The 20,912-nt window shown below is 74.2% G+C and carries 19 protein-coding genes; 8 read left to right on the top strand and 11 right to left on the bottom strand.

What is annotated here, in order from left to right:
- Window positions 1-339 precede the first annotated feature (339 nt).
- Window positions 340-591, bottom strand: coding sequence for a DUF6158 family protein (locus ACFXG1_RS05340; protein WP_384741168.1), 252 nt, complete (start codon window positions 589-591; stop codon window positions 340-342).
- 602 nt (window positions 592-1,193) lie between these two features.
- Between ACFXG1_RS05340 and ACFXG1_RS05335 the strand changes: the two genes are divergently transcribed.
- Window positions 1,194-2,012, top strand: coding sequence for a VOC family protein (locus tag ACFXG1_RS05335; RefSeq protein WP_384722000.1), 819 nt, complete (start codon window positions 1,194-1,196; stop codon window positions 2,010-2,012).
- Between the two features lie 178 nt (window positions 2,013-2,190).
- Here ACFXG1_RS05335 and ACFXG1_RS05330 read toward each other — a convergent pair whose 3' ends face one another.
- A complete protein-coding gene (locus tag ACFXG1_RS05330) occupies window positions 2,191-3,393 on the bottom strand; it encodes an aromatic acid exporter family protein (RefSeq protein WP_384741165.1) in 1,203 nt (400 codons plus the stop codon).
- A gap of 263 nt (window positions 3,394-3,656) precedes the next feature.
- On the opposite strand from ACFXG1_RS05330, the gene ACFXG1_RS05325 reads away from it, so the two are divergent.
- On the top strand, window positions 3,657-4,709 hold the full coding sequence (locus ACFXG1_RS05325; RefSeq protein WP_384741299.1) for a PHP domain-containing protein: 1,053 nt from the start codon (window positions 3,657-3,659) through the stop codon (window positions 4,707-4,709).
- A gap of 70 nt (window positions 4,710-4,779) precedes the next feature.
- Here the strand turns inward: ACFXG1_RS05325 and ACFXG1_RS05320 are convergent, their stop codons facing one another.
- Both ACFXG1_RS05320 and ACFXG1_RS05315 read right to left on the bottom strand, forming a co-directional pair.
- Window positions 4,780-5,412 (bottom strand): class E sortase, encoded by a 633-nt coding sequence (locus ACFXG1_RS05320; protein ID WP_384741162.1) that lies wholly within the window; start codon window positions 5,410-5,412, stop codon window positions 4,780-4,782.
- 156 nt (window positions 5,413-5,568) lie between these two features.
- Window positions 5,569-6,519 carry a universal stress protein gene (locus tag ACFXG1_RS05315; protein ID WP_384719583.1) on the bottom strand — a complete coding sequence of 317 codons (951 nt, stop codon included), beginning with the start codon at window positions 6,517-6,519 and terminating at the stop codon, window positions 5,569-5,571.
- 479 nt (window positions 6,520-6,998) lie between these two features.
- Here ACFXG1_RS05315 and ACFXG1_RS05310 point away from each other — a divergent pair, with 479 nt between their 5' ends.
- Together ACFXG1_RS05310 and ACFXG1_RS05305 are read left to right on the top strand one after the other, a co-directional pair.
- The gene (locus ACFXG1_RS05310) at window positions 6,999-7,667 is read left to right on the top strand and encodes a pentapeptide repeat-containing protein (protein WP_384719585.1); all 669 of its coding nucleotides are present in this window, start codon (window positions 6,999-7,001) and stop codon (window positions 7,665-7,667) included.
- A 26-nt stretch (window positions 7,668-7,693) separates the two neighbouring features.
- Window positions 7,694-7,855 (top strand): hypothetical protein, encoded by a 162-nt coding sequence (locus ACFXG1_RS05305; protein WP_384741158.1) that lies wholly within the window; start codon window positions 7,694-7,696, stop codon window positions 7,853-7,855.
- Between the two features lie 28 nt (window positions 7,856-7,883).
- On the opposite strand, the gene ACFXG1_RS05300 is transcribed toward ACFXG1_RS05305, so the two are convergent.
- From ACFXG1_RS05300 to ACFXG1_RS05280, 5 genes are all read right to left on the bottom strand, one after another.
- The gene (locus ACFXG1_RS05300) at window positions 7,884-9,122 is read right to left on the bottom strand and encodes an epoxide hydrolase family protein (protein ID WP_384719589.1); all 1,239 of its coding nucleotides are present in this window, start codon (window positions 9,120-9,122) and stop codon (window positions 7,884-7,886) included.
- 62 nt (window positions 9,123-9,184) lie between these two features.
- Window positions 9,185-10,510 (bottom strand): NAD(P)/FAD-dependent oxidoreductase, encoded by a 1,326-nt coding sequence (locus tag ACFXG1_RS05295; RefSeq protein ID WP_384741155.1) that lies wholly within the window; start codon window positions 10,508-10,510, stop codon window positions 9,185-9,187.
- Window positions 10,511-10,520: 10 nt separating this feature from the next.
- Window positions 10,521-11,996 carry an NAD(P)/FAD-dependent oxidoreductase gene (locus ACFXG1_RS05290; RefSeq protein ID WP_384722955.1) on the bottom strand — a complete coding sequence of 492 codons (1,476 nt, stop codon included), beginning with the start codon at window positions 11,994-11,996 and terminating at the stop codon, window positions 10,521-10,523.
- A gap of 125 nt (window positions 11,997-12,121) precedes the next feature.
- On the bottom strand, window positions 12,122-13,555 hold the full coding sequence (locus tag ACFXG1_RS05285) for an FGGY family carbohydrate kinase (RefSeq protein ID WP_384741152.1): 1,434 nt from the start codon (window positions 13,553-13,555) through the stop codon (window positions 12,122-12,124).
- 277 nt (window positions 13,556-13,832) lie between these two features.
- The gene (locus ACFXG1_RS05280) at window positions 13,833-14,606 is read right to left on the bottom strand and encodes a DeoR/GlpR family DNA-binding transcription regulator (protein WP_384717104.1); all 774 of its coding nucleotides are present in this window, start codon (window positions 14,604-14,606) and stop codon (window positions 13,833-13,835) included.
- Window positions 14,607-14,940: 334 nt separating this feature from the next.
- Here ACFXG1_RS05280 and ACFXG1_RS05275 point away from each other — a divergent pair, with 334 nt between their 5' ends.
- Complete coding sequence (locus ACFXG1_RS05275; RefSeq protein WP_384717107.1) at window positions 14,941-16,209, top strand: hypothetical protein; 1,269 nt, start codon at window positions 14,941-14,943, stop codon at window positions 16,207-16,209.
- 120 nt (window positions 16,210-16,329) lie between these two features.
- Here the strand turns inward: ACFXG1_RS05275 and ACFXG1_RS05270 are convergent, their stop codons facing one another.
- Together ACFXG1_RS05270 and ACFXG1_RS05265 are read right to left on the bottom strand one after the other, a co-directional pair.
- Window positions 16,330-18,777, bottom strand: coding sequence for a DUF4132 domain-containing protein (locus tag ACFXG1_RS05270; RefSeq protein ID WP_384741148.1), 2,448 nt, complete (start codon window positions 18,775-18,777; stop codon window positions 16,330-16,332).
- A 5-nt stretch (window positions 18,778-18,782) separates the two neighbouring features.
- Window positions 18,783-19,127: a hypothetical protein gene (locus tag ACFXG1_RS05265; RefSeq protein WP_384717116.1), complete on the bottom strand. Its 345-nt coding sequence runs from the start codon at window positions 19,125-19,127 to the stop codon at window positions 18,783-18,785.
- A gap of 171 nt (window positions 19,128-19,298) precedes the next feature.
- On the opposite strand from ACFXG1_RS05265, the gene ACFXG1_RS05260 reads away from it, so the two are divergent.
- From ACFXG1_RS05260 to ACFXG1_RS05250, 3 genes are all read left to right on the top strand, one after another.
- Window positions 19,299-20,195: an N-acetyltransferase gene (locus tag ACFXG1_RS05260; RefSeq protein ID WP_384741296.1), complete on the top strand. Its 897-nt coding sequence runs from the start codon at window positions 19,299-19,301 to the stop codon at window positions 20,193-20,195.
- A gap of 172 nt (window positions 20,196-20,367) precedes the next feature.
- A complete protein-coding gene (locus tag ACFXG1_RS05255) occupies window positions 20,368-20,523 on the top strand; it encodes a hypothetical protein (protein ID WP_384741144.1) in 156 nt (51 codons plus the stop codon).
- Between the two features lie 98 nt (window positions 20,524-20,621).
- Window positions 20,622-20,786: a hypothetical protein gene (locus ACFXG1_RS05250; RefSeq protein ID WP_384741141.1), complete on the top strand. Its 165-nt coding sequence runs from the start codon at window positions 20,622-20,624 to the stop codon at window positions 20,784-20,786.
- Window positions 20,787-20,912 lie beyond the last annotated feature (126 nt).

The raw sequence follows: 20,912 nt of genomic DNA, 5'->3' as shown, positions 1-20,912 counted from the left end.
CGCGTACCTCGGTGGACAAGTCCTGGGCGAGGCTCGGCTGGTGACGGCTCACCACGCGACGGACCCTCAGGGGTGGTCTCGGGGGTCGCTCAGGGGTGTGACGGATGCCGCGGGGTGTGCCGTACGGGAAGACTGGGGCAGTAAAGGGCCGTTCCGCGCGGTTCCGTGCCGCCGGCGGTCCCCGTATCGAGACGAGGTGTCGCGTACGGCTCCCCCGCCGACCGGCCCGGCCTACTGGGACCGGGAGCTGCACGCGTCGCTGCCCATGCTCCTCACGGCTCTCCGCACCTGAAGGGACACGGACCCGGACGCGGGCCGGTGACCGCCCGGCCGGCCGGGTCAGTCGCGGTGCTCGCGGGCCCGGGCCCCCGCGCGGGTACGGCCCGAGGCGACGGGACGGTCCGGGTGGCGGCGCAGATACTCCTCCTCCAGCTCGGCCATCCGGGTGGTGTGCGCGGCGAGCGCCGGGGCCGACCCGTGGAGGAGGGTGTCGTGGCGGCTGCGGTGGATGGTCTCCAGTTCACGGATCAGCTCGTGCTCCGTGAGCCGGGCGGCGTCGATGCCGCGGTGCTGCTCGTCGGCGTGTGTCATACGGCCGCGCTCCTTTCCGTGCGCCGGGCCGATACGTACCACCGGCGCGCGACCTGTCGGCAGGCGCGTGGCCCACCGGCCGGTGCGCCCCCGTCGGCGGTACCTGCCCGTCGGCGGTACCTGCCCGTCGGCGGTACGTGCCCGTCGGCGCGGGCAACCGGTCCGCCGGGGCTGTCTCCCGGCCGGGCGGGTACCCCGGCGGGCCCGGAGGACACTCGTACGGACCACTGCCCCTGGAACCACGGTAGGCCCCGGGCCCCCGGGCCGTCTGCGGCGCCCGTACGGACGGCCGCCCCGGTGTGACACCGGGTGTCCGGCCGGGCACCCCCGGCGCACGCGACTCGCGTTCCGGTCGGCCGGAGGGGAGGATGAGGGGGTGGCCGGGGATCCCGGTCACCCGTTCCGCCCTGCCCGCGGCCCCCCTCCGACGGTCGGCACACCCCGTCGTCGACGCCGTACGGAAGCCGACGCACCGGCGTCGCCACCCGGGGACCGCGGCGACCCCGCACGAGCCCGCGGATCCGCCGGACCGCCCGCCGGATACGCGGTGGGGCCGCGCCCGCCGCAGGGCACCGGCCCGGCGATGTCAGGACACGAGCGTCATGGGCAACACCGAGAACACCGCACGACCGGCGCAGGCGCCGGGGACGACCACCAGTGACCGGATGATCGGCGCACCGTGCTGGGTGAGCCTGATGGCCCGGGACCTGGACGCGTCCCACGCCTTCTACGGTGCCGTACTGGGCTGGGAGTTCCACGGCGGACGGCTGGGCGACGAGTTCAGCGTCGCGGTCCACGACGGCGGGCCGGTCGCCGGAATAGGGGCGCTGGCACCCCGGCTCAAGGTCGCGGTGGCGTGGACGCCGTACTTCGCGACCCCCGACGTCGATGTGGCGGCGGCCCGGATCCGGGAGCGCAGCGGAACGGTCGCCGTCGGGCCGCTCGCCTTCTCGCTGGGGCGGGGCGCGCTCGCCGCCGACCGCGACGGGGCGGTGTTCGGGATCTGGGAGGGCGCGCTGCTCCCCGACTGGCAGTCCGGGCACAAGGACGCGCCCGCGTGGCTGCTGCTGCGGACCCGTAACGCCTTCGACGCGGCGATCTTCTACGGCGAGGTGCTCGAATGGGCGTCCGAGCGGCCGGGATGCTGCGAGGTGGCCTACGAGAACGACGAGGTCGTCCTGCTCAGCCAGGGGCATGTCCTGGCCCGGCTGAGTTCCGGCGCGGCGGACGAGACACCCGATCCGCTGCGCAGGCCGCGCTGGGAAGTGCATTTCCAGGTCGACGACGTCCCGGGGACGGCGCGGGCGGCCGAGCGGCACGGCGGCACGGTGCTGGAGCGGGGGACGACGCGCGAGGGCGCCGACGAGGCGTCGATCCGGGATCCGGACGGCGCGCTGTTCACCATCACGGGCAGCGTCTGACCCCACCCGCCCGCACGACCGCCGGTACGGCCCGTACACCCACGGATCTCGTACGGTGCCGGGCCCGGCGCCCTACCGGTACGTACGGCGCCGGGCCCGGATACCGGGTCCTGCGGGGCCGGTCCCGCAGCGGTACCGGACGTACGGGGCCGATCCCGGCCGTCTCGCGGGCCACTCCTCAACGCGTGCCGGAGCGGGCCCTGCGGCGGTCCGCCAGCCAGCGCCGGGCGGCCTCGGGCGCCGGCAGCTTCCCGTAGTCCTCGTGCGCGGTCCGGTCCAGCTCCTCCATCAGCCGCCGGGAACGGTGCTCGGGGTCCAGCTCGGCGAGGATGCGGTCGATCTCGGTGAGCAGCGCGCCGTGGAGCTGCCAGTGCCGCGGACGGGCGCGGACCCCTTCCAGCAGCAGGGCCGCCACCCGCTCGCGGGCCGCGGCGGCGGCTTCGAGCCCGGTCGCGAGACGGCTCTCGGCCGCCTCCGCGTTCTCGCTCACCTGCGCGGTCACCAGATCGGCGAAGCCGACGAGGGCGTCGGCGATCTCGGTGAGCAGCTCCTCCACCGCCCGGCCGGTCTCGGTGGGGAAGAGCGCCTCGTCGTCCCGCTCCCTCGCCAGATCGGTCATGGTCCTGGCCAGGACCCGCAGGACGACGGCACAGATCTCCAGGGTGTCGAGGCCGGTACGGAGCACGACCCGGTTGAGGAGCCCCTCCCGCACCCTCGGGTTGAACCTGAGACTGTCCTCGGCCTGGCGCAGCGCCGCGTCCACGTCGGCGACGTCGTTGTCGAGCCTGCGGGCCTCGGCGAGCCGGGCCTCCGCGGTCGCCACGGGTGTCGGGGTGGTCAGTTCGGCGCCGATGGCGAGCAGCAGGCGCCGCATCCGGCGCGACAGGTCGCCGATGGACTCCCCCGCGGTGCTCACCCAGACGGGCGGGACGAAAACCACGTTGAAGAGGAGCCCCACGACCGCGCCGATGAGGGTTTCGAGGACCCGGTCCCAGGCGGTGTCGGCCACCCGGGTGACGCCGAGGACCAGCATGGCGCTGATGGCGACCTCGGGGACGAACTCGCTCACCCGGACCATGTGCCCGACGATCAGGGACGCCAGGATGATCATCGCCAGGCTCCACCAGCTCAACCCGACGAGCAGGCTGAACCCGCTGGCGATCAGGACCCCCGCGATGACGGCGTTCACCCGCCGGATCCCGGTGGTGAGGGTGGAGTAGAGGGTGACCTGGACGACGAGCAGGGCGGTCAGGGGCGCGGTGAGCGGCGCGGGCTCACCGCTGAGCCAGAGCGCGACGACGTAGGCGATGGTGGCGGCGGCGGTGGAGCGCACGGCCTGGACCACCACGGGGTCGCGGGAGAGCACGCGGACGGCGGACATCAGGGCCGCCACCGGCCGCCGGGCCGGTCGGCGCGCCTCAGTCACTGACCGGGCCGGCGGATCGGAAGCGACGCATGTATCCGGATTTCCCGCTCGGCCCCCGACCGCACGGGGCTTTCAGTAGTTTTCAGATGATTTATCGATATTTCATAGGAAGCTACAAACGCTCCGGCGCGCCCGCTCCCGGCCGCCGGGGGAGAGTGGGACGAGCCGGGCCGGTGGAACGGCCGCCCACCGGGCGGCACGGCGACGAGGAGCCGCTGATGGATCCCGTGGAGGCGCTGGACCGGGTGGCGTTCCTGCTGGAGCGGGCCCGCGCCGAGACGTATCGCGTACGGGCGTTCCGTACCGCCGCGGCCGTCGTCGCCGGGATGTCCTCCGACGAGCTGGCCGCGCGCACCCGCTCACGGCGGGCACTGGAGGAGGTCAAGGGCATCGGCCCGAAGAGCGCGGCGGTGGTCCTGGAGGCGCTCGCGGGAACCGTCCCCGCCTATCTGGCCCGGCTGGAGGCGGAGGCGGCGGCGAATCCGCAGGCGGAGGGCGGCGAGACGCTCCGCGCCGCGCTGCGCGGCGACTGCCATCTGCACTCCGACTGGTCGGACGGCGGCAGCCCGATCGCGGACATGGGCCGGACCGCGATCGCCCTCGGCCACGAGTGGGCGGTCCTCACCGACCACTCCCCCCGGCTGACCGTGGCCCGGGGGCTCACCGCGGAGCGGCTGCGGGAGCAGCTGGCCGTGATCGCCGATCTCAATGAGCGGTGGGCGCCGTTCCGGCTGCTGACGGGGATCGAGTGCGACATCCTCCCCGACGGCACGCTCGACCAGGAGCCGGAGTTGCTCGGCGAGCTGGACCTGGTGGTCGCGTCCGTCCATTCCGAGCTGCGGATGGACCGGGGTCCGATGACCCGTCGCATGGTGCGGGCCGTGGAGAACCCGCTGGTGGATGTGTTGGGCCACTGTACGGGCAGGCTGCTGATCGGCCGTGAGCATCTGCGCGGGGGCCGCCGGTCGACCGGCGGTACCCGGCCGGAGTCGGTGTTCGACGCGGCCGAGGTGTTCGCGGCGTGCGCCGCGTCGGGGACCGCCGTCGAGATCAACAGCCGCCCCGAACGGCTCGATCCCCCGATGCGGCTGCTGGCCGAAGCGGTCGCCGCCGGGGTGTTCTTCGCGATCGACACCGACGCCCACGCGCCGGGCCAGCTCGACTGGCAGATCATCGGCTGCGCCCGGGCGGAGCGCGCGGGCGTCCCGGCCGGCCGGGTGGTCAACACCTGGGGCGCGGAGGAGCTGCTGGCCTGGGCGGGACGGGAGTAGCCCGGCCCGGAGGGACACTCCCGGGGCCCCGGCCGGGGTCGGAGGGCGGACGTCGGACATCGGGCCGGGGTCAGCGGGTGGACGTCAGTACGCCGATTTTGTCGATCCGGTGCTCCGGGTTGCCGAGCGCGTCCCGCCAGTGGTTGCCCGCCGCGTCGTCCTCCGGGGTGGCACAGGTCGAGAGGGTGATCATCGCCCGGGTGGGCGGTTCACCGGGCCTCCCGGGCACGGGGGCGCGCTGTTCGGCGAGGGACGCGGCCGAACGGAACGACGTCGACCGGGTCCCGGTGATCTCGTAGGTGTACTCCCGGCCCGCGTGGGCGACCCGCACCTCGTCGCCCTCCCGCAGCGACGGCAGTTCGTACAGGGCGCCGCCCGCCGACAGCCGGTGGGCGGTCACCAGGTAGTTGCCCCGCTCCCCAGGACCGGCCCCGCCGTGCTCGCCATAGGGGCTCGCGGCGTCGCCACGGTCCTGGATACGGGTACCCGCCGCGTCGTCGGTGGTGCCCTCGTACGGCACCACGCGCAGGTCCTCCACCCCGATCGCCGGGACGGTCAGCACGGCGGCCTCGGTCCGCGCGGGGTCCGGAGCGGCGGCCGCGGCACGGGCGCCGGTCGCGGGCGCGGCGACGAACAGACAGACGGCGGCGAGGAACGCGAGCGGACGGGACACCGCACGGGCCGCGCCGGGGTGCAGATGCATGGCGGTTCCGAATCGTCGTCCGGGCGCGGACCGCCACGCCCGGAGGGGCGGGCCCGGGCCGGGTCGGCACGGGGCCGTTCGTCCCAGAATACGGCGGTACGCGCCCCTTCTCACCCGAACGGTCGGGTGAGAAGAAGCGCGTACGCGGTCACGGGCCTACTTGTGGGGGACGACGGCGACCGGGACCGCCGCGTGGTGCAGCACGGCATGGGCGACGGAGCCGATCCGGCCGCCGAACGGGGCCCGCCGCACCCGGCGGCCGACCACCAGCAGCGCCGCGCCCCGGGCGGCATCGACGAGGATGTCGGACGTCTTGCCGACGGTCGGGGCCTCCTCGACCCCGACGCCCGGGAACTCGGCCCGCCAGGGCGCCAGGACCTCGGTGAGCGCCGCGGCTTCCTGCTTGCCCAGTTCGACGTCGAGCTCCGGGTCCGGCGGCAGTCCGTAGGCGAAGTAGGGCGGGAGGTTCCAGCCGTGGACCACACGCAGGACGGCGCCCCGGCGGGCCGCGTCCTCGAACGCGTACCGGATGAGCACGTCGTCGGGTTCATGGGCGTCGATCCCGAGGACGACGGGGCCGCCTTCGCCGGCCTCCACCGCCCGCACAGCCTCCGCGGCTTCCGCGCCTGCGGTGCCGCCCTCCGTGCCTTCGGTGTCGTCCGTGCCCTGAGCGGGTTCCGGGACGCGGACGAAGACGACGGGGCTCTTGGTCTCGGCCAGGACGGCCTGGCCCACGGAGCCGACGAGGAAGCCGCCGAAGCCGCTCAGTCCGCGGGAGCCGAGGACGAGCAGCGCCGACTCCTCGGCGAGCTGGGCCAGTACCTCACCGGGTTCGCCGGTGAGCTGGTCGGCGGTGACGTCGAGTCCGGGGTGGCGGTCCCGGATCCCGGACGCGGCCTCCACGGGGATCCGGCCCGACCAGTGCTGACGGCTCTCGTCGCCGAGGAAGGCCGCACGGGCGGCCAGGGGAACGGGTTCGTAGACGCTGACCAGTTTCAGCGGCAGTCCGCGCGACCCGGCCTCGCGGGCCGCCCACTCGGCCGCCGCCAGACTCTCCCGGGACCCGTCGAGACCGACGGTGACGGGGCCTGTGCTCGTGCTGGTCATGGATGCACACCTCCTGGTACGGGCGGGATCGGCGATGATCCCCTGCCCAGCATGGGTGGTGGCATGCGGGCGTGCGAGGGCCGCAGGTCCCGCGCGGACGGCCCGGAGGTCCCTGGGCGTGCCGACCGGCCCCGCCGACCGGCCCGCGCGCCGGCCCCGGCCCGGCGGGTCGGAGCCGGAACGGCCCGCCGCCGATCGGGTGATGACATCCCCGTCGGCGGAAAGCCCTGAGCGCCCCGCTCGCCGCCGTTCCCGACCCCCGCGGCACCCCCCTGCCGACGGTTCGCGAAAAGGCGCCCGGCACCCCCTTCAAAGGCCGTCCCGCACCCCTGACAAAGAAACCCAGGATCGACTTTTTCAAGTCTCTGACCTGCGATAACGTGAGGCGTGCCGAGCCGGCCCCCGGATCGCGGCCGGGACGTCGCGCCCGTACGCGCCCGCCGCCGCGCCCCCTCCCGTACGTCGATAAGGACACCGCCATGCCCGCGTCGCCGCCCTCGCCCCGCGCCCTCGCCGATCTGCCGTACGCCCGGCATCTGACGCCCTTCGGCGGGGAACTCCGCGACGAGGACGACCTCGACTGCGCCCTGCTGGACGGCGGCCGGTACGAGGACCTCCACGCCCCGGCGCTCCGGATCACCGAATCCGCCCTCACCTCGGTCTCCTTCACCGGGGGACGGCTGCGGCGGGCCCGCTTCAACGAGGTCTGGATGCACACCGTCCGGTTCGTCGCCACCGATCTGGTGGAGACGCACTGGACGGACACCGAGGTCGTCGGCGGCTCCCTCGCCGGACTGGAGCTGTTCGGGGCGGAGTTGCACCGGGTGGTGTTCCACCAGTGCAAGCTGGACTCGGTGAACCTGCGGGGGACGACCCTGCGGGACGTCGTCTTCGCGGACTGCCTCCTGCGGGACGTCGACTTCGCGGGGGCGCGGCTCACCGGCGTGTCCTTCCCGGGCTCCACCCTCGACGGCGCCCGCTTCTCCGGCGCCCGGCTGACGGACGTGGATCTGCGGGCGGCGGCACGGCTGGAGATCGCCGACGGCGTCGAGTCCCTGCGCGGCGCCACCATCGGCACCCCGCAACTCTTCGACCTGGCACCCCTGTTCGCCCGGACGCTCGGTATCACCGTCCGGGACGACGACTGACCCCGCGGCCCGGGCGGGCCCGCCCGGTGAGCGCCTTGACGATCGCGCCGTCGACCAGCACGACCAGGCATCCGCACCCGCCGGAGCAGTACTCGACCTCCCCCTGGGAGGTGCGGTGCCGCTGCGCCGACAACGACGCCGTGGCCCGCCATCGCGGGCTGCGCCGCGACCGTACGCCGGGTCCCTGAGCCGCCCGTCGTCGGACGGGCCCGGCGCTCAGGGCCTGCGGTCGCGGAAGGTGCGGCGGAGATCGCCCACCCAGGCGTCGGGGTTCTCCCAGGGGATGAAGTGGCCGCCGCGCTCATGGGCGTTGATGTTGACGTGGTGGAAGTAGCCGGCCAGCGGGCCCGTCTCGAACGCCCGGACGCGCTCGGCCGCGGTGTGGACACCGGGCGGGTTCTCGTAGGTGACGAAGGTGAGACCGACCGGGGCCTCCACGACCGGGGTGCGGTCGTGGGCGGGAGTCCAGGGGTAGCGGTTGGCGTTGGCGTAGTAACGCATCGAGGTGGCGACGGAGTTGTTCACCCAGTAGATCGTGGCGTGGGTGAGCAGGTCGTCCTTGGTGAACACGGACTCCACGTCGCCGCCGTGGTCGCTCCAGGCGTGCCAGCGCCTCAGCAGCCAGGCGAGCAGTCCGGCGGGTGAGTCGCTCAGCCCGTGGGCCAGGGTGGCACCGTCGAGCATGTGCGCGGCGAGGTGGGACGCCCAGCGGCGGTCCAGTTCGACGATACGGGCGCGGACATCGGCGGGCTGGTCGTCGGTGAGGGGCCGGTTCCGGGCGAAGTCCCAGGCGCGGGGACCGCTGAAGAAGTCGAGCGGCAGCCCGGAGCCGATATGGATGCCGTACAGCTGGTCGGCGTACTTGTGGCCGAGCTGGCTGGAGACGATCCCGCCGATGTCGCAGCCCCCGGCGGCGTACCTCTCGTATCCCAGGGTCTCGGTCATCAGGGTGTGCCAGAGGTCGGCGACCTTCCAGAAGTTGACGTCGGGGAAGCCGGTGAGCGGGCCGGGGAAGCCGAAGCCGGGCAGGGACGGCACGATGACGTCGAACGCGTCGGCGGGGTCGCCGCCGAAGGCGGCCGGGTCGGCGAGCGGGTCGATCACCTTCGACCAGTGCCAGAACGTCCACGGCCAGCCATGGGTGAGGATCAACGGGATCGGGCGGGGCCCGCGGCCGGGTTTGCGAAGGAAGTGCACCGGGACACCGGCGACGTCCACCCGGTAGTGCTGGTAGGCGTTGATCGCGGTCTCGGCCGCGCGCCAGTCGTAGCCGTCCCGCCAGTGGGCGACCAGTTCCTGCAGATAGCTCGCCGGGACACCGTACGACCAGTCCTCGTTCCCCTCGTCCAGCGGCGGACGGGTCCGGGCCAGCCGGACACGCAGGTCGTCGAGGACCTCGTCGGACACCCGGATCGGGGTGGGCTCCAGGGGGAAGGCGTGCGGGGTGGTGGTCATGATGTGGTCCTTACGGGTGGGGCAGGGGGAACGGATTGGCCTGAGGACTGGGGTTGGACGGCTCAGCCCAGGCCGATGGTGACCGGGCCGCGAGCCGGGTCCGCGGTCCGGATCGCGGACTGCGGGACGACGGACCAGGGGACGCTCAGTACCCGGCCGGGGCGGACGGCGCGCGGCAGCCGGTGCTCGGCGACGATCCGCCCGTCGTGCCGGACGACGAGCCGGGCGGCCGTACGGAATTCATCGCTCCACAGCAGCAGCCGGCCGCGCGGCGGGGCGGGGTCGCCGGGGCGCAGCAGCCCGGGTGCCACCCAGCGGAAGGGCGGGGCGGCGATCAGGCGGGCGCCCCCGGCGGGCTCGGCGGGGCGGGGGTCGGCGAGCCGGGCGGCGACCCGGTCGGCGACATGGCGGCCGTCGAGGGCGGCGACATCGGCGGTGTCGGCGGGGTGCAGGAGGTTCCCGGCGGCGAAGATCCCGGGGCGGCTGGTGCGCAGGGCGGTGTCGACGAGCGGGCCGAGGGTGCCGGGGTCGAGTTCGATGCCCGCGGCGCGGGCGAGTTCGTGGTCGGGGATCCAGTCGCCGGTGAAGACGACGGTGTCGCAGGGGACCGTACGGCGGGCGCCGGTGTCGAGGTGCTCGATCTCGACGGCTTCGACCCGGCGGCGGCCGATGACGCGGACGACCCGGGCGCGGTGGGCGACGGGGGTACCGAGGAGGGCGGTGGCTCCGACGGCCAGGGCGGCGGGTGCCTCGGTGCGGGCGTGTCGGCTCACCATCAGGGCGACCCGGCAGCCGGCCCGGCGCAGGGTGAGGGCGGCGGACCAGCTCACGGGTTCGGCGCCGACGACGACCGCGCGGCCGCCGACGGGCCGGTGGTGGAGATGGACGGCGCGCTGGAGTTCGCCCGTGGTGTGGACTCCGGCGGGCCGGTCGCCGGCGACGAGCCGGGCCGCGCGGGGGCGTTCCCGGGCGCCGGTGGCGAGGACGATCGCCCGGGGCTCGATCCGGAACCGGCCGTCCGGGCCGGTGGCGTGGAGGGCGTACGGGATCTCCCGGCCGCCGCCGTCGGCGGGCGCTTCGGCCCAGTCGGTGACCGTCGTACGGGTTCTGACGTCCGCTCCGGCGGTCCTGGCGGCGGCGGTCAGCCGCCGTGCGTACGCCGGTCCCGTCAGCAGCCGCCGCAGATCCCGCAGGCCGTAACCGGTGTGGTCGCTGTGGCGGGGCATGCCGCCCGCCTCGGGTTCGCGTTCGAGGACGAGGACCCGGCCGGGGACGCGGGGCGCGAGGGCGGCGGCGGCGCTCAGCCCGGCGGGGCCGCCGCCGACGACGAGGACATCGGGAGTGAGGACGGGGAGGACGGGCAGGTCGGAGCTTTCGGCGGGGCTCATGGACGGGTCGTCACCTCGGGTTGCCTCGGAGTGCCTCGGAACGGGGGTCGCCGGAGGGCTCGGCGCCGGACGGCGGGTCGTGGCGCGGGCGGGCGCACGCGGACGTACAGCCGGACCCGGTGGTGTGGCCGGTGAGCAGCGCCGCCACGGCGGGGCCGCAGGAGAATCCCTGGCAGCGGCCGTTGACGGCGCGGGTTCTGCGGCTCAGTCCGCCGGTGGTGCGGGCGGGCAGCGGGGCGTGGCAGGCGTCGCGGATCTCCCCGGCGGTGACCCGCTCGCAGTAGCAGACGATCTCGCCGTAGGCCGGGTCGGCGGCGATCCGGGCCGCGTCGCGGTAGGGCCGGACACCGGTCTCGCCGAGGTACGGCATCGCGGGCGGCGCCGGGAGGCCGGTCCGTTCCGCCGGGGCGAGGCCGTGCGCGGCGAGGATCTCGCGGACGTGTTCGGCGATGGCCATGCTGGCGGACAGTCCGGTGGAGCGGATACCGCCGACGAGGACGTAGCGCCGTTCGGGGTCGGCCTCGATCAGATAGTCGGGGTGGTCGGTGACGGCGGCGCGCAGTCCGGCGTAGGCGGCGGTGATCTCCTCGTCGAGGAGCCGGGGCATCAGCGCGGCTCCCTTGTCGCGGAGGAGGGCGAGGCCGTCCTCGGTGGTGCCGGTGGCGGCGCGGTCGGTGATGTCGTCGGCGGTGGGGCCGAGCAGGACGTTGCCGTGGACGGTGGGGGCGAGCAGGACGCCCTTGCCGCGGGCGGTGGGCACGGGGAGCACGATCCGGTCGACGAGGGGGCGGGCGGCCTTGTCGAGGACGAGGAGTTCGCCGCGGCGGGGTGTGACGGTGAACCGCCGGTGGCCGAAGAGTCCGTCGACGACGTCGGCGGCGAGTCCGGCGGCGTTCACGGTCCAGCGGGTGAGGACCGGGCCCGCCGGGGTGCGCAGAACGGTGGTGCCCCCGTCGTCGCCGATGCGGGTGGCCTCGGTGACGGGACGGTCGAGGAGGATCGTGGCACCGCGGGCGAGCGCGTCGGTGGCGAGGGCGAGATTGGTGGTCCAGGGGCAGACGACGGCCTCGCCGGGGACGACGAGTCCGCCGCGTACCCCGGGGGCGAGGGCGGGCAGATCGGCGTAGACGGCGTCGGGTCCGACGAGTTCCGTGTCGTGGCAGCCGTTGGCCGCGGCCTTCTCGCGGAGGGCGGGCAGGGCCGCGTACTCCTCGTCGGTCCACGCGACCAGGACGGCCCCGGTGGGTTCCACGGGGATCCCGGTGGCGCGGGCGTAGCCGGAGAGCAGCCGGTGGCCGCGGGCGACGAGCCGGGACTCCAGGGTGCCGGGGGTGGCGTCGAACCCGGTGTGGAGGACGGCGGTATTGGCCTTGCTGGTGCCGTCGCCGATGTCGGAGCGGGCTTCGACGAGGGCGACGGAGAGGGTGAGTCCTGCGAGTTCGCGGGCGATCGCGGCACCGACGACACCACCGCCCACGACCACCACGTCGTAGCGGTGGCCCGGGTCGTGGCCGGGGGCGGAGTCATAGCCAGGGGCCGAGTCGGGGCCGGGGACGGCGGCGGGACCGGGGACGGCGGCCGAGTCGGGACCGGCGGCGGGCCGTGGGGCGCTCAACCGAGGTCCCCGGTACCGAGGCCGGCTTCCGCGACGGCTGTCCAGACACCGCGGAAGTGCGCCGCCCGGTCGTCGGACCACTCGGGTTCGTGAACGGCGGACGGCTTCCACTCGCCGACCGCCTCCCGTAGCCCGAGGCCCGGGTCGAGGGCGAGCCGGGCCAGGGCGGCGGCGCCGAGCGGGGTGGCGTGCGCGGAGGGGTAGACCTCCACGGGGATCCGGGCGATATCGGCCTGGGCCTGCATCAGGCTGCGGCTGCGGGTGAGGCCGCCGTCGGCCCGCAGCCGGGTCAGCGGGGTGCCGAGGTCGGCCGCGACCAGGTCGCACAGGACGGCGACCTGGGCGGCGACGCCCTCGATCACGGCGCGCACCAGATGACCGGGCCGGGTGGACAGGGTCATTCCGGTGAGGGTGGCGGTGGCGTCGGGCCGCCACCAGGGGGCGGCGAGTCCGGCGAGGGCGGGTACGCACAGGGTGCCGTCGGACTCGGCGGCGGCGACGGCGTCGAGGTCTCCGGCGGAGCGGACGAACCCGAGGTCGCTCAGCCAGCGGATCGCGGAGCCGGCCGTGTAGACCTGTCCGTCGACGCAGTACGGGGTACGGCCCCGGGCCCTCCAGGCGACGGAGGTGGTGAGGCCGGAGGTGGAGCGGACCGCCGTGGTGCCGGTGTTGGCGAGGAGGAAGGCCCCGGTGCCGTAGGTGCACTTCGCCTCCCCGGTGTCCAGACAGCCCTCGGCGAGCAGCGCGGCCTGCTGGTCGACGACGATTCCGGCGACGGGGGTCTCCGGGCCGAAGGCGCGGGTGGTGCCGATGATCTCGTCGCAGGCCGCTATCCGGGGCAGGGGTTCGGCGCCGAGGCCGAACAGGTCGATCAGTTCGGGGTCCCAGTCGGCGCGGTCGACGTCCAGCAGCAGGGAGCGGCTCGCGGTGGCGGCGTCGGTGACGAACGCGCCGGTGAGATGGTGCAGCAGCCAGGTGTCGACGGTGGTGACGACGCCTTCGGCCGTCAGGTTCCGGCGCAGCCAGGCCATTTTGGGGGCGGAGAAGTACGGGTCGAGGACGAGGCCGGTCCTGGCGGCGATCAGCTCGGCGTGGTCGGCGAGCCGTTCGCATTCAACGGCGGCGCGCCGGTCCTGCCAGACGATCGCCGGGGTCAGCGGGGCGCCGGTGGTCCGGTCCCAGGCGAGGACGGTCTCGCCCTGGTTGGCGAGGGCGACGACGTCGACGGGCCGGCCCGCGGCGGCGACGGCGCGGCGTCCGGTGTCGAGGACGGAGTCGAGGAGGGCGGCCGGGTCCTGTTCGACCACTCCCCCGTCGCCGTAGCGCGGACGCAGTTCGGCCTCGGCGAGGGCGAGGGGGGCGCCGTCGTCGTCCACGACGATCGCCTTGGTACCGGAGGTGCCCTGGTCGACGGCGAGGACGACGGTCATCGGCGGCCGTCCGCGCGACCGGCCTTCGGGGCGGGGCGGGTGGCGGTGTGCGACCGCCGGCCGGGTCCTGGGCCGGTCCCGCTCCCTGCCGGGGTGGCGGCTTCGGCGGGTCGTAACGCTCGGGGGTCCACGGATGCGGGTCCTTTCACGATCGCCCGGGCGCGGGCGGGGGGGGTTCATGGACAACGGACGGGCACGACGGGCGGGACGCGGGGGCCCGAGGGGCATGGCGGGCACGGGGGGCGCGAGGGGGCGTGAGGGGCGTCCGCGGCGGGCTTCAGGCCACCAGCACCTCGCAGCCGGTCTCCGCGACGGCGGCGACGAGATACGCCGCCGCCGAGTCGTCGGTGATCACCCCGTCGCATGCGCCGGGCGCGCAGACCTGGTACCCGGCGACCCGCCCCCACTTGCCGCCGTCCGCGACGACGTACGTCCGGGCGCTGTTGGCGAGGATCATCCGCTTGGTGGCGATTTCCTCGTAGTGGTAGTCGGTCACCCCGGCCGCCGCGTCGATCCCGCCGGAGCCGAGGAACGCCAGATCCGGGTGGATTCCGGCGAAGAACCGTACGGTGTCGGGTCCCGAGCAGACGAGATCGCCGCCGCGCAGCCGGCCGCCGGGCAGCAGCACCCCGGCGTGCGGCAGCCCGGACACTACCTGGGCCACCCGCAGGGACGGGGTGACGACGGTGCCCCGGAAGTCGCCGGGCAGGGCGTGGGCGATCTCGACGGCGGTGGTGCCGACGTCGATGACGACCAGCTCCCCCGGGCGGACCAGCGCGGCGGCGGCCCGGCCGATCGCGGCCTTGGCGAGGGTGTGCGAGGCGGTACGGTCGGCGAACGACGCCTCCTCGCCACCGACCCGGCCGATCACCGTGAGGGACGCCGCGCCGCCGCGGACCCGCCGCAGCACCCCGCGCCGCTCCATACGTCCCAGATCGCGGCGGACGGTCTCCGCCGAGACGTTCAACTGGTCGGCGAGGTCCTCGGTGCTGATGGTGCCGACCCGGTCGACCACGGCGGTTATCCGGCGATGGCGCTCGGCGGGAAGCATCACGGCTCCTGACTGTCACCGCCCGTTTCTGACCGGGCACGACGGGAAGTGTGGATTGCTGCCCGATTCCCGTCAAGGGGGCGGACGGGCGTCGCACCGCTCGGCCACCCGGCCCCCCGCGGGGTGTTCCCACCCGTCCACCGGTGGTTCCGCGCCGGATCCGGCCACCCCGCCGGTCATGCCATCGGCCGCCGGTTATTCCATGAGCGCTTTCTCATGCATTCATTGTCCGGGAATTCATTGACAGTCGACCGGCCACTCCCTAACGTCCCGTGAAAAGCAGACACGGAACTTCGACCGCACCGGTAATGACCAGCGCACGGGAGAAGGGGAAATGGAGAGTCAGCCGTCCGCGGACATCGTCGAGCAGATCCGGGATATTCCTTTCTATCGCACCGCCGTCAGCCGTGGCTGGTTTCCCGTCCTGGCGAAGTCGGATATCTCCCGGGACTTTCCGGACGGCTGGATGACGCCCCGGCTGAAGGCGGCCCTGGAGTCGGGCGAGGCGGAGTTCGCGTACGGCGGCGGGGCGGATCACGGCCGGACCAGGATCGTACGGCCCGCGTCGTTCCCGCTGCGGTCGTCGTACCGGCTGTGGAGCGCGCACCCGGATATCGCGCCGACCTGGCATCAGGGCTGCCGCCGGGTGTTTCTGACGTCCGTTCCTTCGACCGAGCCCGGTGTACGGGCCGCCGGGCCGGCCGGTGGACGGACGGGCCCCCGGGGTGGTGGCGCCCGGCGGCGGGCCGAGCCGCCCCGGGGGCCGGGTACCGGGCGGCCGGACCGGCGTACGGTCCGTTTCGGTCTCCGGCTCGACCCGGAGCGCTGGGGGCGCGGCGATGTGGAGCACATGCTGGCCGCGATCCGTTCGGAGCAGCACGCTCACCCCCGCGGCTGGTACCACCTCGAATGCTCGGGTGTCCGGCTGGCGCAGCTGGTGCGCAAAACACTCGCCTGGGGCCTGTGGGACCGCTTTCCCCGTCCGGCGAGCGTCGTCATGGCGTACGAGTACACCCCGGTCAATGTCCGTCGCTATCTGGAGCGGCAGTTGGGCTGTCCGGTGGTCGAGCTGGTCGGCGGTACGGATCTCGGCTGTCTCTATTACAGCGACAGCGGCGGGCGGTATCACCCGTTCCTGGACCGGATGAGTCTTGAACTGGTGCCGCTGGCGCCGGGCAGCGCACTGCACGGTCTTGTCGTCACCAGTGTGCGCAATCCGTATATGCCGTTGATCCGCTATCGGTCGGGGGTGTGTGTACGGACGCTCGGCACCGGTCCCGATCCGGCCCGGGTGGTGCGGTTCTGCGGCCGGGAGTCGGAGCTGCTGCCCACGGCGGCGGGACCGGTGTCGCAGGGCGATCTCGACGACCGGCTCGCGGCCGTCTCGCCGCGGGTGTTTCTCAGTCAGCTGCGGACGACGGGCCCGCGGGAGGTGCGGCTGAGCTACACCACCTTCGACGGCGAACCGCTCGGCCCCGCGAAGGACGACGCGCTCGCCGCGTCCGTCGGCGAACTGACTGGATCCCGGTGCGCGGTCACCCACCGGGCCGGGATCCCGATCGGCGCCTGCGGTTCGTACACCTGGCTCGTCCGGGAGCGCTGACCCGGAGGGCGTATCGGACCGGCAGCGGCGTGGCACCCGGGTCCGCCGTCTGCCCGCCGTCCGGCCCCCGGCACCCCCTGCCCGAAAGGCCCCGCCCGGTCGCGACCGCTCGCGGGCCGTTCAGCCGAGCTGGCTCACGATCGTGGGGTCGGTGATCGCGGTGTCGTCGGCGAGCAGGACCGCCTTGGAGAGGATCACCGCCAGCATGCGGTCGCCCTCGAACGGCAGATAGCCCGGGTCGGGGCCGGAGCCGCCCGGTACGACGCAGAGATACCGGTCGCCGGGGCTTATCAGCACATTGCCGGAGCCGAGATGGATGCGGTACGTCCGCAGCCGGCCCCGGACCCGGAGGAAGCGGTCCTCGAACGAGCAGCGGTCGGCGATGGCCAGCCGGGGCACGATCCGCTCCAGCAGCGCCTTGCGGGTGGTGGCGGTCCCGGTCAGTTCGGCGAAGCCGTAGCTCGTCCAGTAGGCGCGGCACCGGCCGTCCGGTCCGCCGTCGGACCACTCCGGGTCGTTGCCGACACTGCTGACGCCGACGAAGAGGTCGATGTCCCGGAGGATCTCGCTCAGCACCAGCTCCGGTATCTCCGTCAGCGGCAGCGGGGGCACGGGGGCGCGGCCGTCGCGCGGCCGCATCCCGTACGGACCGCCGGAGGCGTGCGCCGTGTTCCCCGGGGCGTCCAGCGGATAGAAGCGGACCTGATCGGTCCGGAGACGGGCGTAGGTCCCCGCTCCGGGGAGGATGTCGCCGTCCCGGAGGGTCGGCGCCGTGTCGGGGCCGATCCAGAACTCGGCGCGCAGCCCCCACCGGGGCAGTTCCCGTACGGCGGGCGGGCAGATGTCGTCCACGGCGAGCCGCAGGACGTTCCGCCAGCCGCGGATCGCGGCCAGGGCGTGGAACTGGTGCTGGCGGAGGACATGGGCGGCGAACCGGTTGGAGTAGGTACCGGTGGTCTCCTCGGCGGCGGTGAGCGGATACACCTCCCGGTGGGCCTGTTTGAAGGGCTGGGTGATCCGCAGCTCCTCGATCCGGTCCCGCCAGGCGGCGGTCTCGGCGGGCGGTCGTCCGGCCGGATGCCAGAGCCGGACCTCGGTGTCCGCGACGGGGGTGAAGGACCGTCCGTCGACATCGGCGAGGCCGGTTCCGTCCCAGACGACGGTGTCGTCCCCCACGGTCCAGATCAGCCGGCGGGCGAGGGTCCCCACCAGCGGGTGGTCGAGGAGCCGTTCGCGCCAGCGGTCGTAGGCCCATACCCGGCGGGCGAGGAACTGCCGGTCCAGCCGCTCCGACTGGGCGACGAGCATCCGGTCGACGTCCTTGGCCCGGGCCCTGAACTCCTTCACGGCGCCCGCGTGGTCGCGGCGGACCGCGGCGGGCACACCGCGCAGCCGCTTCCCGGCCGCGTCGTGCCATAGCTGAGCGGAGCGGGTGCCGTGGATCTCCAGCCGGACGGTGGCGTCGCCCACCGCGTACTCGCCCTCGCCGACGGCGGTCAGGCCGTAGCCGGGGACGGCCATCTCCTCGATCTCGTCCCGGCCGACCCCGAGGGCCTCGGCCAGGCGGTCGAGGGCCGTGCCGATCATCTTCGCGGTGGTCTTGTACGTCGTACGCGCGGCAAGCCCGGCCAGTTCGGCGAGGGCGTCCTCACCCTCGGTCCGGGCGAGGGCGACCACCGCCGCGTTGGCCGCCTTCGGGCAGCCGGGCCCGCCGCCGGGGACCTTCTTCAGCGTGACGTCGACGAGGGCGCCGAGCGCGCGGGGGATGTCGGGGTGCGCGGGCAGCAGGGACAGCAGCCAGGCGAGGCCGCGCAACGCGTCGGAGTTGTAGGGGTCGACGGCGGGGCCGCCCGGTGGTTCGGCGCCTTCGAGGGGGATGGTGCGCGGTCGGCCGACGAGGGCGAGCCAGCCGACGACCGCCGTACGGACGGCGTCGGCGCCGCCGGCCTCGTCCACGGCGGCGCGGGCGGCCCGGTCCCACTTCGCGGTCGGCTTCCCGGCGGTGGCGGTGAGGGCGTGGAGCACGACGGGCCGCAGGACGGTGTCGGCCGAGGCGCGCTCGGCCCACTCCTCGCCGACGTTCAGCGGGGGTACACCCCCGGTCCGGTCCGCCAGGAAGGCCAGCTCCGCGATGTCCGGATCGGCGTAGCTCGCCAGGGCGCTGCGGCGGATCGTCGCCCAGACGGCCGGGGGAACGGTCCGGCCCTCGGCGATCTCGGCGGTGACGAGTTCCGGGTCGTACAGCCCGCGCCACCAGACGTGCTCGCGCCGGCCGAGTCCGGCGACGGCGGTGGCCCGTTCGGCGGCGAGCGGCGGCTCGGCGATGCCGCGGGCGAGCCGGACCATCCGGCCCAGCAGCAGAAAGCGTTCCTGCGGATCGCCGTCGGCGTCCGCCGTATAGCGCGCGGCGAGATGCCGGGCCAGGGGGGCGCGGTCCTCGGCGGGCAGCCGGTGGAGATGCTCCCGGGCGGCCCGGACGTCGATGCCGTTGAAGAGTTGCGGCTGGTCGAGGGCGTCCACGACGCCCACCAGGTCGCCGTCGGCGATCATCTGCTCCAGTTTGCGCATCCCGGTCACCCCCCGACCAGCGGTACGAGCCGGAGGAAGGTGACCTCGGTGCCGGGACGCAGGTCGATCTCCTCGTCGAGGCCGGTGAGCTGACGCTCCCCCACCAGGACGAGGAACCCGTTCCGTTCGAAGGCGCGCAGCGCGGACTCGGTCTCCGCGTCGGGGTCGGGCCCCGGCCCGGTCCCCGGGCCCGGCCGGACCGGGGTGCCCGCGCGCGCCTCCGCGATCTCCCGGTGGACGCGCCGCCGGATCAGCTCGCGCAGCGCAAGCCGTTCCTCCGCGATCTCCACACCCCAGCCGTCGCTCCGGTCCCCGGAGGTCGTCTCGTCGACGAAAGTCACCAGTGCCATGACCCGGACGGTAGACGCCGCCACTGACAATTCCGGGAAGTCACAGGTCACGGGGGTGCTATGGTGGCCGCGTACCGCACCTCATGGCGGCCTCCCCATCGAATTCCGATCTTCGGAGGCCCTGTCGTGTCTTCATCCGACTTCCGTGAGCACCATTCCTTCTCACCCGTGGTGCGACCCTTCCACCGCGAGGACCGCGATCAGCTGACCGTGCTGGTCAATCTGCACGCCGCCGCCGTCGTGCCGGGCGCGGGCGTCTCGGTCAACACCGTGCTGAGCAGTCTGGAGCGCTGCCCCGAGGAGTACGTCACCGACCCCTGGGTGGCGGAGCGGGTCACCCTCGTCGCCGAGGAGCGGCGGCGGATCGTCGCCGCCGCCCATCTGCTCCGCTACCGCAACGACCCGGACGTCGGCGACGACTACCGCGACACCGGGCACATCGAGTGGTTCGTCCATGTGCCCTCGGAAGGCGACGGGGCGGCGGCGCTGCTGATGTCGGCCGCCCTGGCCCAGCTCGACCGCTGGCACGTCCGGGCCCGGTACGCCGACGGGCACCTTCCGGTGCCGGGGGTGTACGGCGTCCCGGACGCCTGGCCGCATGTGCGCTCGGTCTTCGAGACCGCCGGTTTCGTCCACGCGGGCGGGATCGAGACCCTGCTGCTGGCGCCTGTCGGCGCCCTGCCCGCGCCGGGGTCCGCCCCGCTGCCGGGGCTGTCGGCGCACCGGTCCGTCGGCCCGCTCGGTACCCGGATCACCGCCCGGGCCGGCGACGCGGAGCTCGCGTACATCGAACTCGACACCCAGCTGGACCGGCCCGAGCGGCACGCCCGGCCGAGCGGGACGGCGGACGTCTCCGACCTGGTCCTGCCGGACGAGCCCGTTCCGGGGCTGGCGGCCTGGCTGCTGGGCGAGGCGCGCGGCTGGCTCGAACTGTGCGGTGTCGAGCGGCTGCTGACCTACGCGGACCCGGACGACGCCGACGACGTCGAGGAGGTCGCCCTGCTGACCGGTCTCGGCTTCACGGAGCTGGGCCGGACGGCCCGCGGCTGGACACACGAGGCTGCCTGACCCGCGGGGCATGACCCGCGGCGCATGACCTGCGGGGGCCCGGGGGCGTCATACGCTCCCGGGCCCCCTCGGCCCGACTTGCGCACGGAACCACAAGCCATTGCGCACGCATCCACAGAGCGGGCCGATGGATCCGCAGCACTATGGAGGCTCCGAAGACCACCCTCGATCAATGAGGCAAGCCACCATGCTGAAGAGGCTGTTCACCATCGCGGCGACAGGCATCGTCGGGTGCGCCCCGGCCACCGGTTCCGCCGTCGCCACCGTACCCACTCTGCGCGGGTATCCGGAGATGAGCGGCCACTCCACGCCGACGGTCGCGGGCTGACGTCTCGGCCGTCGTTCCCGTCGCCGGGGCGATTGCGGCCTTCGCCGACCTCACGCCTGAAGCGTGTCGTCCGACAGTGGGATGGGGACGAGGCACCCATGACGAAGACGTTTCGCACGGTCCTGGTGCTCGCGTTCGTGAGCTGGAGCGTGTTTGCGTACCAATGGACCGAGGTGGGGTGCAGCATCCCACGGGCCTACATCGCGGTGCTCGAATACGGGATACCGGAAGGTATCGAGTTCCTGCCGGCCTGCCACGGGTAGGTCGTCTCTTGAGGCGGGCTCCCCTCGGCCGGTACCCGCGTCGGCCCATGGACGCGCGGGCGCCCCGGGACCGGTCCCCCGGCCCCCCCGCGCCCGGAACGGGCCCCCGGCACGGCCCCTGCCCAA

It is taken from the genome of Streptomyces sp. NPDC059248, from assembly GCF_042753905.1.
Taxonomy (GTDB): Bacteria; Actinomycetota; Actinomycetes; order Streptomycetales; family Streptomycetaceae; genus Streptomyces.
This window is presented reverse-complemented; position numbering and strand designations above follow the sequence as displayed.